10 protein-coding genes are annotated in these 12816 nt (G+C 57.4%); 4 read left to right on the plus strand and 6 right to left on the minus strand.

Annotated elements, in window-relative coordinates:
* Positions 1 to 532 precede the first annotated feature (532 nt).
* Both FT726_RS04365 and FT726_RS04370 read left to right on the plus strand, forming a co-directional pair.
* Positions 533 to 799 (plus strand): hypothetical protein, encoded by a 267-nt coding sequence (locus FT726_RS04365; protein WP_021506442.1) that lies wholly within the window; start codon positions 533 to 535, stop codon positions 797 to 799.
* Positions 800 to 920: 121 nt separating this feature from the next.
* Entirely contained in the window at positions 921 to 1319 is a 399-nt protein-coding gene (locus tag FT726_RS04370; RefSeq protein WP_021506443.1) for a MysB family protein, read from the plus strand.
* A 1-nt stretch (position 1320) separates the two neighbouring features.
* Here FT726_RS04370 and FT726_RS04375 read toward each other — a convergent pair whose 3' ends face one another.
* The 3 genes from FT726_RS04375 to FT726_RS04385 all read right to left on the minus strand — a co-directional run bounded on the left by FT726_RS04375 (position 1321) and on the right by FT726_RS04385 (position 5868).
* Positions 1321 to 1560: a YceK/YidQ family lipoprotein gene (locus FT726_RS04375; protein ID WP_021506444.1), complete on the minus strand. Its 240-nt coding sequence runs from the start codon at positions 1558 to 1560 to the stop codon at positions 1321 to 1323.
* 227 nt (positions 1561 to 1787) lie between these two features.
* Positions 1788 to 4340, minus strand: a complete 2553-nt coding sequence (gene mdoH / locus FT726_RS04380) for a glucans biosynthesis glucosyltransferase MdoH (RefSeq protein WP_282996906.1) — start codon at positions 4338 to 4340, stop codon at positions 1788 to 1790.
* A complete protein-coding gene (locus FT726_RS04385) occupies positions 4333 to 5868 on the minus strand; it encodes a glucan biosynthesis protein G (RefSeq protein WP_182688977.1) in 1536 nt (511 codons plus the stop codon). Before FT726_RS04385 ends, mdoH begins: the two co-directional genes overlap by 8 nt.
* A 278-nt stretch (positions 5869 to 6146) precedes the next feature.
* On the opposite strand from FT726_RS04385, the gene mdoC reads away from it, so the two are divergent.
* The gene (mdoC, locus tag FT726_RS04390) at positions 6147 to 7292 is read left to right on the plus strand and encodes a glucans biosynthesis protein MdoC (protein WP_346302424.1); all 1146 of its coding nucleotides are present in this window, start codon (positions 6147 to 6149) and stop codon (positions 7290 to 7292) included.
* A gap of 40 nt (positions 7293 to 7332) precedes the next feature.
* Here mdoC and FT726_RS04395 read toward each other — a convergent pair whose 3' ends face one another.
* Positions 7333 to 8793, minus strand: coding sequence for a phosphatidylserine/phosphatidylglycerophosphate/cardiolipin synthase family protein (locus tag FT726_RS04395; protein ID WP_021506448.1), 1461 nt, complete (start codon positions 8791 to 8793; stop codon positions 7333 to 7335).
* Between the two features lie 152 nt (positions 8794 to 8945).
* Between FT726_RS04395 and FT726_RS04400 the strand changes: the two genes are divergently transcribed.
* On the plus strand, positions 8946 to 10085 hold the full coding sequence (locus FT726_RS04400) for a hypothetical protein (RefSeq protein WP_059010467.1): 1140 nt from the start codon (positions 8946 to 8948) through the stop codon (positions 10083 to 10085).
* Here the strand turns inward: FT726_RS04400 and FT726_RS04405 are convergent.
* The gene (locus FT726_RS04405) at positions 10082 to 10258 is read right to left on the minus strand and encodes a hypothetical protein (protein ID WP_021506450.1); all 177 of its coding nucleotides are present in this window, start codon (positions 10256 to 10258) and stop codon (positions 10082 to 10084) included. The two genes, FT726_RS04400 and FT726_RS04405, sit on opposite strands and share 4 nt — an antisense overlap.
* A gap of 313 nt (positions 10259 to 10571) precedes the next feature.
* Positions 10572 to 12773 (minus strand): TonB-dependent siderophore receptor, encoded by a 2202-nt coding sequence (locus tag FT726_RS04410; protein ID WP_346302425.1) that lies wholly within the window; start codon positions 12771 to 12773, stop codon positions 10572 to 10574.
* Positions 12774 to 12816: the final 43 nt, after the last annotated feature.

The raw sequence follows: 12816 nt of genomic DNA on the forward strand, positions 1-12816 counted from the left end.
CGCGTTATTTACCGCACATTTGCCTTAATTCACGTGATTATTGGCGCAGTGGCGCGCTAAAAAAGGCCCAGCCTGAACTGCTATGTCTTCCACTCGCTGACACTTAAGTTAACGGCAGCCTTTACGCCGCCTGCTGCTATCTTGCGCATTAATAACGGTTTTTCGCTGCTACGCTAACGCGTTCTCCCTCGCCCGCCGCTGCTTTTCAGTGCCTGAGTTTATACAGCAATACGCGTAAAATTTGACGGGTGCGGATCTGATTTTGACGACTTCCAGGCCTTTTCCTATTTAATTTTACTCAGGCTTGCCTTCTTACTTACTTATCTAATAAATTTTACTGATTAAACAAGTATTTGTCTGAAAGTTCACCGCCATATTCTCTTTTGATTAAAAATTCATCTTTAATATATCTTTATGGAATTGGTTAGCCCGATTGAATCCAGTTAGTTTCGACCCTGACAGTTAGTTCGTTAACTGCGCGTTTAAAAATATAAAAAGATTACACACAGCAAATATATTCAGGACACATAATATGAATAAAGGTATCTACTACTACGTGACGATCAGTACCGATCAGGAGGGTTACCATCTGCTGCATCGGAAAGAGTGTAAACGTCTGCCGGTTAAGGAGGATATGGTGTTCATCGGTACGCTCTATAATTTAAATCAGGCTTTGGCCACCGCACGAATTAATTTTAAAAAGGTGAAACCCTGTATTAAATGCTGCATCCGTTATTCTGCACCCGTGTTACGCGAGTCGGTACGACCGGTTCTGCACTTTCCGCAAAAAATGATGTAACCGGCGCGGGTGGATGACTTTTTACCCATCCACCCCGTCATTGTTCTCTCCCGCCCTGACAGCCGCCAATTTTCGTCTATTCTTCTGTGAAATCCCTTTTTGCACTGACAAGGAGTTGCAGATGAGCCTGTATAGTACTTTAGAAGAAGCCATTGAAGCCGCACGCGAAGAGTTTCTCGCCAGCCAGCCTGAACTGGAGCAGGATGACGCCAGCGTCAGCCAGTTTGCGCTGCAGAAGTACGTGATGCAGGATGGCGACATTATGTGGCAGGCGGAGTTTTTCGCTGATGAAGACGGCCAGGGCGAATGCCTGCCAATCTGCAGCGGTGAAGCGGCGCAGGCGGTGTTCGACGGTAATTTCGATGAAATTGAGCTGCGCCAGGAGTGGCAGTCGGAAAATACCCTGCACGAATGGGACGAAGGCGAATTTCAGCTGGAGCCGCCGCGCGACCTGGAAGAAGGCGAGGCAGCGGCCGAAGAGTGGGAAGACGACGACAGTCCGTCAGACAACTGGGCGTAAGTTACTCGTACGGGCCGTGCTGTGCGTCAACCGGCAGTAGCAGCGTGTCCATCACCAGCGACAGCGGCAGATCGAGAATGGTCAGCACGCGCCACGGCCCGTCACGCACATCCCACTGCACGCCCGGATAATACTGGTTGCCGTGCCCCTGTCCGGGTACGGTCCGGCTGATAATGCTGCCACAGCCCGTCAGCAGCAAAATGGCGGCGCACAGCGCAATTAACTTCAGGCAATATTTCACTGCATTTACTCATCCTGAACTGACACCCCTGATTCTGATGTGCGTCAGTGACTGTTTAAATGTGCTCAGGAACGCTGGCACGTGTCATCGCGCCATTTTAGCTGCGGGTGCAGCTAAACCGCTATGCCTTTATGCGTAAAGATTGTGTGAGGCGCGTTGTGCCCCCCGCTGAAGCGCAGGCATAAAAAAAGCGGCATCGCTGCCGCTTTTTCATCACCGTTAGCCTGTCAGGCGCGCTGAGGCAGCGCCTGCGGGTTAAGCGTGAGTTTCTGATAACTCTCTACCCACTGATGATATTTATCCGCTCTTTCCCACAAACGCGTGTGCACGCGCGCCAGCACCACCGGATCGCTGATCAGCTGCAGACGCTGTTCGCGATTCAGTTTTTCCGGTGCATCGCTCAATGCCTGATCGACGCGGCGATCGCGTGCGTGATCCAGCAGTGCGCTCTGCTTATGGCGCGATGTCGCCATCGCCGTCGCCAGCGCGTTGAACGCCGGATTGAACAGCGCATGCATAAAGCCATGCTTCAGCGCACGTTCCCGGTTCAGCTGCAGATAGTGATCGGTGTCGACCAGCTCTTTCGGCGGCTCATACTCTTCCGGGATCAGGAACAGCCTGGCACGCTTACTCTTCAGCCCGACCGTGGCACGACTCGACATCACCGAGACAAACGGCGACAGAATCAGCGAGAAGACGATTGGCGCCAGCCACCACAGGAAGTTGAGATCGAGCACGCCCATCCCGACGGCCCAGACAATGCCCAGCAGCATCTGTGAACCATGGCGACGGAACGCTTCGCTCCACGGCGTGGCGTCATCGTCACGCTGCGGCGAGTTCCACACCACTTCCCAGCCGAGGAAGGCGCTGACCACAAACACGGTGTGGAACAGCATGCGCACCGGTGCCAGCAGCACCGAGAACAGCATCTCAAGCAGTAGCGAGAGGAACAGGCGGAATGCGCCACCGTACGGTTTCGCCCCTTTAAACCAGATCAGCACCACGCTGAGCAGTTTTGGCAGGAACAGCAGCACCAGCGTGGTGGAGAACAGCGCAATGGCCAAATCCGGACGCCACTGCGGCCACACCGGGAACAGCTGACGCGGCTGCAGGAAGTAGGTCGGTTCCATCAGCGTATGCACCACCTGCAGGGCGGTCGACAACGCAAGGAACATAAACCACAGTGGCGCCGACAGGTAGGACATCACGCCGGTCAGGAACACCGCGCGGTGCACCGGGTGCATGCCTTTTACCAGGAACAGGCGGAAGTTCATCAGGTTGCCGTGGCACCAGCGACGGTCACGCTTCAGCTCATCCAGCAGGTTCGGCGGCAGCTCTTCATAAGAACCCGGCAGATCGTAGGCGATCCACACGCCCCAGCCGGCACGACGCATCAGCGCCGCTTCCACGAAGTCATGTGACAGGATCGAACCGGCGAAGGAGCCTTCACCCGGCAGCGGTGCCAGCGCACAGTGTTCAATAAACGGCTGCACGCGAATGATGGCGTTGTGCCCCCAGTAGTGCGATTCGCCCAGCTGCCAGAAGTGCAGACCGGCGGTAAACAGCGGCCCGTAAACGCGGGTGGCGAACTGCTGACAGCGCGCATACAGCGTATCCATGCCTGAAGCTTTTGGCGACGACTGGATAATACCGGCGTTCGGGTTCGCTTCCATCATGCGCACCAGACCGGTAAGACACTCACCGCTCATCACGCTGTCGGCGTCCAGCACCACCATGTAGCTGTAGTTGCTGCCCCAGCGACGGCAGAAGTCATCGATGTTGCCGCTTTTACGCTTCACGCGGCGGCGACGACGGCGATAGAAGATCTTGCCTGCCCCACCGACATCCCGCACCAGCTCCATCCACGCTTTTTGCTCGGCGATGGCGATGTCGGCATCGTAGCTGTCGCTCAGGATGTAAACGTCGAAATGCTCCGCGTTACCGGTGCGTTTCACTGACTCCCAGGTGGCGCGCAGACCGGCGAACACGCGTTCCACGTCTTCGTTACAGATTGGCATGATCAGCGCGGTGCGATGTTCCGGATTGAGCGGCTCATCACCGGTGGTCGAGTACGAGATGCTGTACTTATCGCGACCGATCAGCAGCTGCAGGAAGCCCATCAGCGCGGTCCAGAAACCGGCCGATACCCAGCAGAACAGGATGGCAAACAGGAACAGGATGCCGGTCTGCAGAATATACGGCAGGATCAGCTCCACCGACTGCAGCCAGTTCTGGTTAAACAGCTCGACCGGATCGAGCAGCGTCCAGCCCTGATACGGCAGAATGGTTTTCATGTACCAGGTGGCGACCACGGTCTGCAGAATGGTCAGAATCAGCAGCACGTAGCGACGCATGGAACCTACGTGGCGCCATTTGTCTTCCGCTTTCTGCTCTTCCACCGTGGCATAGCGTGGATTGCCTTTCTGCCCGCGCAGGGAATCCCAGGCGCGCGCAATCGGGTTAGTACGCCAGGCTTCCGGGAACATCAGCGAACGCTTCACCGGCGGCATCGCCTTCAGCGTGGTGCGGTCGAGATAATCTTTACTGAGCTGCTGGCCACCGGCGAGCGAATCCGGCCACGCCATGGAAACGCGCGACGAGACCGATTTCAGCGGCGCATCGTCCGGCCGTTCGCTGGCGGCGATATCCTGCCCCAGCGCGCTGTGAATGGCATGAAATGCCTGCGCATTCTGCAGCGAGGCGCTGAGCGTGGCGCGTGCTGCCGCATCAAGCGGCAGCGCCTCCACGTAAGATTGAGGTAAATAAGTCGATTTATTCATTGGCAGGTAACTGATAGCTCCAGGTTTCCGTCAATGTCTTGTCGCCGCTCACCAGCGCCGCACGCATTTCGGTCGGCTGCTTGTTGTCTTTCACGCGCAGACGCAGCACCAGACGCCAGCCTTTGGTGACCGGGTTGTAGCGTACGCTCTGCTCGACCACGTCGGCGTTGTTACCGACGCTGACCTGCGGCGCCACCTGGGTGTTTTCCGGCAGCTTGCTCATCGCTTTACCGACAAAGTCCACGGTAAAGGCGATGGAACCATCCGGCTGACGCACCAGGTTAGACTGCTTCACATCGCCCGCAGAACGCAGCGTGTCTTTCACCCAAGCCACATCGTCCTGGTGCAGCTGGTTTTCATCACGCGTAAAGTGCAGACGGTATTTGAAGTTCATCTCTTTGCCTGGCTCTGGCAGGCTCTCCGGCGTCCAGAAGGCCACGATGTTATCGTTGGTTTCATCCGCCGTCGGGATCTCTACCAGCTCTACGCGGCCTTTGCCCCAGTCGCCCTGCGGCTCAACCCAGCCGCTTGGACGCAGATCATAGCGGTCGTCCAGGTCCTGGTAATGGCTGAAGTCACGGCCACGCTGCAGCAGACCGAAGCCTTTCGGGTTTTCGATGGTAAAGGTGCTGACCGCCAGGTGTTTCGGGTTATTGAGCGGACGCCAGATCCACTCGCCATTTCCGGCGTGAATCGACAGGCCATTTGAATCATGCAGTTCCTGACGGAAGTTGCTGACCGGCGACGGCTGGTTAGCGCCAAACAGGAACATACTGGTGAGTGGGGCTACGCCAAGTTTACCGACGTTGTCACGCAGATACACTTTAGACTGCACGTCCACGGTGGACTCTTTGCCTGGCTGGATCACAAAGCGATAGGCACCGGCGGCGCGCGGAGAATCCAGCAGCGCATAAATTACCAGCTGTTTATCCTGCGGCTTCGGCCGCTCAATCCAGAACTCTTTAAAGCGCGGGAACTCCTCACCGGAAGGCAGCGCGGTATCAATCGCCAGACCACGCGCCGACAGGCCATACACCTGGCCTTCGCCAATCACGCGGAAATAGCTGGCACCCAGGAAGCTGGTGATCTCATCGTCTTTACCCTTTTTATTTAAAGGATACAGCACTTTGAAACCGGCAAAACCGAGGTTTTTCACCGCATCGGCATCGTGTTTCACGTTGCCGAAATTGAAGTAGTCAGGGTTATATTTGATTTCACGTACCGAAGACGCGGTGACTTCATTGATTTTCACCGGCGTGTCGAAATACATGCCCTGATGATAGAACTCGAGCTTAAACGGCGTGCGCAGTTTGCCCCAGTATGCTTTGTCGTGGTTAAACTGGATCTGCTGATAGTCAGCAAACTTCATTTCACGAAACTGAGAGGGTAAATTGCTTTTTGGCGCTTCAAAACCTTTCCCTGCCAGCGCCTTAGCTTGCTTTGCCACATCATCAATGTTGAACGCCCAGCTATTGTTGGCGTACAACGCCAGCAGAACTGCTGCGCCTACCCAGCGCATCTTCACCAGCCCGCCATTATTCTTCACTTTAGTCAGCACATCCCCCCCTTTCGTGTGCTTAGATCAAACCCATTTATCTTAAAGGATTATTCGGTTTTCCGACAGCTTATGTAAAAGATTGTTCCCCTGATTCGTAAGCCGAAAGTGTACTTTTCGGATAATTAAACCCGGAAGATTAAGAAACAGATTCACCTGATAGTATACGCTGTTTACAGCCGGTAGAATTTCGTCCGGCATAATCCGGTTTCAGGGTGAAACCGGCAAGTAAACTGACAAACCGGAAGCTTATGAGTTCAGCCAAACCCGAACGTGAATATTTCCTCGACTCGATTCGAGCGTATTTAATGCTGCTGGGCGTGCCTTTTCACGTCTCACTGATTTACTCGACCCAACGCTGGTCGGTTAACAGCCAGGACGCCTCACTGTGGCTGACGGTGCTGAATGATTTTATTCACGCCTTCCGCATGCAGGTGTTCTTTGTTATTTCAGGTTATTTCTCGTATATGCTCTATCTGCGCTATCAGCCCAACAGCTGGCTGAAGGTGCGGCTGGAGCGCGTCGGCATTCCGCTGTTAACCGCAGTGCCGCTCATTACCCTGCCGCAGTTTTTTATGCTGAAAAATCTCACCAGCAAAGTCGGCGACTGGGCAAACTTCTCGCTGTATGACAAGTACAACGCGCTGATGTGGGATCTGATTTCGCACCTGTGGTTTTTACTGGTACTGGTGATTCTCACCGCGTTTGGCATGCTGAGCTTCCGCTGGCTGCGCGATCAGCAGCGCCGCATCGATTATCAGCAGGTTGGCTGGGGCAAGCTGACGCTGGCCCTGCTGGCCTATGCGCTGGTGTGGTGCGCCTTCCGCCGGCTGATTTTCCACTTTGCTCCCGCGCTGTTAATGGATGGCCTGTTCAGCATTGCGGTAATGCAGTCGCTGTTCTTCCTGCCGTTCTTTATGCTGGGTGCGCTGAGCTGGAAACATCAGGCGCTGAAAGCGCTGTTTGTGCGTTTTAATCCGGTGATGTGCTTTGGTGCCATTGCGGTGTTTATCGCGTACAGCCTGAATCAGCGCTACAGCAGCGGTGAAGGCTGGCTGTACGAGCTTGATGCCATCATTTCTACGCTGATGGGCTTGTGTATGCTGAACGTCTGCTTTAGCTTCGGCCACAAGCTGCTGAACAGCCACTCGCCGCGCATCATGTATCTGGTGAACGCGTCGCTGTTTATTTATCTGGTGCACCATCCGCTGACCATCCTGTACGGCATCTACGTTACGCCACACATCAGCAGTAATACGCTGGGCTTCTTTGTCGGCCTGCTGATGGTGTTTGGCGTTGCCTTTGCCCTGTACGAGATTCATCTGCGTATCCCGCTGCTGCGCTTTTTGTTCTCCGGCAAGCCGCAGCGCAAACCAGAGACCTCCGCGCAGACGTAACGGCGTGCTTACCCGCCGGGCTGCGCGCGGTGCAGCCCGGCTATAGCAGCCACTCCACCGGCAGACGCCATACCAGCCGCACCAGCAAACGCTGCAACAGCGTGCACTGCGGCTCGTGCTTATGCACCACTTCCCGCGCTTCGCCGCTGTACTCCACCCAGTTAACGCGGCCCCACTTATCCAGTCGCAGTGCCCAGGCGCGGTCGCGCATGCCGCTGCTGAAGCGCTGATGGGTCTGCTGCGCCAGCGCTTCGCTCTCAATCACCAGCCCCATCTCCGTATTCAGCACCGCCGAACGCGGATCGAAATTAAACGAGCCAATAAACACTTTGCGGTTATCGACGGTGAAAGTCTTGGCGTGCAGGCTGGAGCCGGAATTCCCGGTCAGGCCGCGATCGTGCGGGGCATCCGCGGCATTGGCCTGCGGCTTCAGTTCGTAGAGCGCAATGCCGTGACGCAGCAGCTTCTTGCGCCAGCGCGCATAGCCGGCGTGAACCACGGTGACATCATTGGCGGCCAGCGAGTTAGTTAAGATGGCGATCTTAACGCCCCGCCGCTTCAGCGCCAGCAGCTGCGCCACGCCGGCACGGGTCGGGACAAAATAGGCCGAGATGATATCGAACTGCTGCTGCGGCGTGCCGATCACCTCCAGCATGCGCTGCGGCAGCAAAGAGGAGCGCTTCGCTTTGCCCAGCCCTTTGCGCGGATCGTCACTTAACAGCCGCGTGTGTGCCCAGGTCATGCTCAACGAGCCCTGCTCCAGCTGGCTGACAAACGAAGATTTCTCCAGCCGCGCCAGATAGCGCTGCACCGCCTCGCTCTGCTGCCACTCCGGCGGTAAACGCACCGCTTCATGCGGCGGTGCGCCGGTGTCCACGACGCTGCGCAATGGCGATACCGCTTTGCTGTGCCAGTAGCGGGCGAAATCTTCCGCCACTTCATCTACCGCCGGTCCCAGCGCCAGCACGTCGAGATCGGTAAACAGCGGCTCATTGCCGGTGCCAAAATATTCGTCGCCGATGTTACGGCCACCCACCAGCGTTACCGCGCCGTCCACGGTCAGGCTTTTGTTGTGCATCCGGCGATTCAGGCGGGCGAAGTCAGTCAGATAGCCCAGCGCGCGCAGGGTTCGAAACGAGAAGGGATTAAACAGCCGCACGGCGATATTCGGATGCCGATCGAGTTCGGCCAGCGTTTCATCCAGCCCGGGCGTATTGTTGTCATCCAGCAGCAGGCGCACCTGCACGCCGCGCTCCGCCGCATCCAGCAGCGCGCTGAACAGCAGGCGTCCGGACATGTCGTTGTGCCAGATGTAATACTGGACGTCGATGGTGTGCTGCGCCATGCCCATCAGCAGATAGCGTGCCGCAAACGCATCCAGCCCATCGTTCAGCGGATGAATGCCGCTCAGTCCCGGATGACGGGCACATTGCTGTTGCGCATGTTCTCTCAGCCCGTCGCCCGGCCGTTCGCGTGAGGAACGCAGTGCCGCTTCGCTCATACTCAATCCCTGCTTACCCTGAAGCTGTTATTGTTGGTATCACCGCACGTAAAGGCAATCAGAGCCGTCTACTTCCGCGTCGGGTGCGGCGTTAATTTAGTCTAGACTTAGCCAGGCGTTCTGCATCCGGCGTTCTTCGTGAGGAGAAGATCATGACTCAGCTATCCCCGCGCCATCAGCCCCGGCTATTTCGCAGCTTTTTTCAGGGCAGCTTCCCCTGCTCTACCGCCTGCCGCAGCGGCGGGCGACGACTGGATATGGTCATCAGCAGCGGCCACGACATGCTGCTGGAGAAAGATTACGCCGCGCTGGCGCAGGAGGGATTGCGCACCGCGCGCGACGGCGCCCGCTGGCACCTGATTGAGGCCACGCCAGGTGAATACGACTGGCGCACCTTTCTGCCGATGATTCACGCGGCGGCGCGTCATGATTTACAAATCATCTGGGAGCTGGCGCACTTTGGCTACCCCGATCATCTCGATATCTGGAAGCCGGCGTTTGTGGAGCACTTTGGCCGCTTCGCGCGCGCCATGGCTCAGCTGATGCGGGATGAGGGCGTGGAGCAGCCGTTCTTTACGCCTATCAATCAGATATCCTTCTGGTCCTGGGCCGGCGCCGATGTCTCGTGGCTCGATCCCTACGCCAGCGCGCGCGGTCGCGAACTGAAACGTCAATTGGTGCGCGCCTCGCTGGCGGCCATGCACGCCATTCGCGACGTCTATCCGGACGCCCGCTTCGTGCTGACCGACCCGCTGGTGCAGATCGCCGCCGATCCGCACAACCCCGACAGTAAACCCTATGCCGACAGCCAGCATCAGGCGCAGTTTGAAGCCTGGGACTGGCTGGCAGGACGCGATGCGCCGGAGCTGGGTGGTCAGCCCGATTTTCTCGACATCCTGGGGCTGAACTATTATCCCGACAACCACTGGTTCTTCTCCGGCGACACCATTCCGCCCGACCACCCGCAGCGTCAGCCGCTGCACCGGCTGCTGATGCAGTGCTGGCAGCGTTATCAGCGCCCGCTACTGCTGGCAGAAACCGGCGCGGAAGGCGACGCGCGCGCGCCCTGGCTGCGGCATGTCAGTGATGAAGCGCGGCTGGCCTTAGCGCAGGGCGTGGCGCTGGAGGGCATTTCGCTCTATCCGGTGGTGGAGTATCCGGCGTGGGCCGACGATCGGCGCTCGCCTGGCGCGCTGTTTGGTCTGGGCGATCCCAATGGCAATCGCACCCTGCACGAAGCGCTGGCGCTGGAGTTACGCAGTCAGCAGATTAAATGGCGCACCCAGGATTAAGAGTGCTGCACCGGGCTGGCGGTTTTGGGCGGGCAGGTTTGTACATCCAGTGACGGATCGGCTGGATGGCGCACGTCCGTCAGCCAGGTCATGGTGAAAAGGAACACTACGCCGATCAGGCAGGCGGAAAGCAGTCCAATGATGGCGATCAGTTTGTCATCCCGGGATTCCATCGACATCTCCTTGCGGGCGTCCGTAGTCGGTTGCTGGCCTCAGCTCATCCATAATGTAAGCATCAGGACGAAGATTATAAGGGTAACCGAGGTCACTGCAAGTACCACAATGGCGAAGTGCGCATCATCCAGCGGTTGCCGTAAAGGTTCGTCGTGATCGTCAGGTGGCGCGGGTGAACTCATGATGACTCAACAGGAAAGAGGCGTTTTTCAGCGGGATTGCCGCACAGAGTGTAATGGAATAGCGGCCAACGTACAGCACTATTTCTGGCGGAAAAGACCACGGAGCGTCACTACGCCCCGTGGTGGCCGCTTAGAAATCGTAGCTCATGCTGATTTTCAGCGTGCGCGGGTCGCCCTGCGCGAGATAGGTGCCGGTGTCATCAACGTTTGACCAGTACTTCTCATTGGTGACGTTTTCGACCGCCACGCGCCACACCAGATCGTTCTGATTCACCTTCATGCGGTAACGCATACCGAGATCCAGCGTGGTGTAGCTGTCCAGCTTGAGGGTGTTGGCCGAGTTGGCATACTGAGAGCCGCTGTGGTTGAGCAGCGCCGTGGCCGTCAGCCCCTCCACCGGCTTGATGTCATACTCCGCGCCCAGCACGTAGGTGTAGCGCGGCACGCCGATCGCCTGTTTGCCATCGTAAGTGCCGCCGGCGGTTTTCTTCATCACCGGATCGATCCAGGTGGCGCTGGCGTTGAGGCGCAGGCCCAGCACCGGCTCACCAAACACGTTGGCTTCCACGCCGCGATGGCGCTGCTCGCCATCCATGACGTAGACATTGTCACTGTTGATCAGGCCGGACGGTTTCTGGATTTCAAACAGCCCCAGCGAGCCGCCGATGCGGCCGAAATCCGTTTTCACACCGATCTCATTCTGCTTCGAGTGCGCCACGCCGGTCACGGTGCCATAGTTGACGGCGTCTTTAGGTGCCACTTCACCAGGCTGCAGCGCTTCCGTATGGTTCGCGTACAGCGCCACTTCTTTCCATGGCTTGTAAACCACGCCGTACGTTGGCATCCAGCGGTCGTTGGTGAAGCGCGAATCAACGCTTTCCGCGCCGGTGTTGTAGTTATAGCTGCGCACCACCACTTTCTGATGGCGTGCACCGACGGTCACCAGCAGCGTATCGTCCAGTAATCCCAGCGTATCGCTCAGCAGATAGCCCTGAGTGCGGGTGCGCGACGTGGTAAGCGGATCGGAGAACTTGCCGCCGGCGAAGGTGGCCGCCGGTTCCGTCACGTCACCGCTGTGGTAGATATTAAACGGCGTGCCCACCAGCGACATGTCGTAGGCATTTTTCGCATTGGTGGTCAGCGCCGAGTAACCCACGTTGACTTTATGGCTGACAAAACCGGTGTGGAACTCACCGCGCAGCCCCACCATGCCGCTCATGTTGTCCTGAATACGGTTGGAGTAGAAGCTGCTGATGGTACCGTCACCGTTGCTGTTGGTAATGGTCGGCGCGCCGTAGTTGCCGGTTTCATGGGCGTGCTGTGCGCCGAGGCCGGTATAGGCCGTCCAGCTGTCGGTAATATCGTATTCTGCTTTGGCGATACCGAATTCAGATTCCATATCGCTGTACACCCATTTCTGGCTGTAGTTGTGCGAATTTGACGGCACCGCCGGGATCACGCCGGCGCTGGCGAATTTCACGCCCTGTAAGCCGTCATGGAAGGTTTTCTTCTGATAGCCAACGTCCAGCGAGGTGCGCAGCCGGTCGCCGCGATAATCAAGACCGACCGAAGCCGCCGTGGTGCGTTTTTTCTCGCCGTCAACGCCGGTTTCGCCCTCGCGATGCACGGCGTTAAACCGCACGCCAAACTGATTGTTATCGCCAAAGCGACGCCCCACGTCCAGCGTTCCGCCGACCTGAGACGAGGAGGTGTAATCGAGGCCCACGCGATTGATCGGCGTATCTTCGGCATGTTTCGGCTCGAGGTTGATCATACCGCCGACGCCGGAACTGGCTGCGCCGTTAACCAGACTGTTGGCGCCTTTGAAGATCTCCACGCGATCGATCAGCGAAGCGTCCATCACCTGGCGCGGCACCACGCCCGGCAGACCGCCGAAAGTCATATCATCGCCGTCGAGAGTGAAACCCCGAATGCGGTAAGTTTCAGCAAAATTGCCGTAACCTTTGACGTTCTGCACGCCCGCATCGTTGCGCACCACATCGGCGATGGTTTGCGCTTGCTGGTCCTGAATCATTTTTGCCGTATAGCCGATGACGTTGAACGGCACGTCCATGGCGTTTTGCTCGCCCAGCATGCCGAGGCGACCGCCGTGGGCAATCTGGCCGTCGAGAAAGGCCGGTACTAAGTCGTTGCCGCCGGGTTTGAATTCACTCTGCGGCGTGGCGGTAACGGTCAGCGTCTGCTGTTCGTTAGCGCCCTGAGGAGCATTACTGGTGTTAGTGGTAGCAGCCATCACTGGCAAACAACCGGCGCTGACCAGCATGGCCAGCAGCGTCGGTTTCATTCCGGGATTGAAAGGCGTTCTGCGCATGGTTATCCCCTGATGTAAATTATACTGAGAATCATTATTATTG

It is taken from the genome of Pantoea sp. Morm, assembly GCF_016643525.1.
Taxonomy (GTDB): Bacteria; Pseudomonadota; Gammaproteobacteria; order Enterobacterales; family Enterobacteriaceae; genus Pantoea; species Pantoea dispersa.

What these genes read in the sequence shown, in the direction of transcription:
- FT726_RS04405 (WP_021506450.1), bottom strand. Translation starts at nt 10,258, where the DNA reads ATGGAATCCCGGGATGACAAACTGATCGCCATCATTGGACTGCTTTCC.
- FT726_RS04410 (WP_346302425.1), bottom strand. Translation starts at nt 12,773, where the DNA reads ATGCGCAGAACGCCTTTCAATCCCGGAATGAAACCGACGCTGCTGGCC.
- FT726_RS04400 (WP_059010467.1), top strand. Translation starts at nt 8,946, where the DNA reads ATGACTCAGCTATCCCCGCGCCATCAGCCCCGGCTATTTCGCAGCTTT.
- mdoH (WP_282996906.1), bottom strand. Translation starts at nt 4,340, where the DNA reads ATGAATAAATCGACTTATTTACCTCAATCTTACGTGGAGGCGCTGCCG.
- FT726_RS04365 (WP_021506442.1), top strand. Translation starts at nt 533, where the DNA reads ATGAATAAAGGTATCTACTACTACGTGACGATCAGTACCGATCAGGAG.
- mdoC (WP_346302424.1), top strand. Translation starts at nt 6,147, where the DNA reads ATGAGTTCAGCCAAACCCGAACGTGAATATTTCCTCGACTCGATTCGA.
- FT726_RS04370 (WP_021506443.1), top strand. Translation starts at nt 921, where the DNA reads ATGAGCCTGTATAGTACTTTAGAAGAAGCCATTGAAGCCGCACGCGAA.
- FT726_RS04395 (WP_021506448.1), bottom strand. Translation starts at nt 8,793, where the DNA reads ATGAGCGAAGCGGCACTGCGTTCCTCACGCGAACGGCCGGGCGACGGG.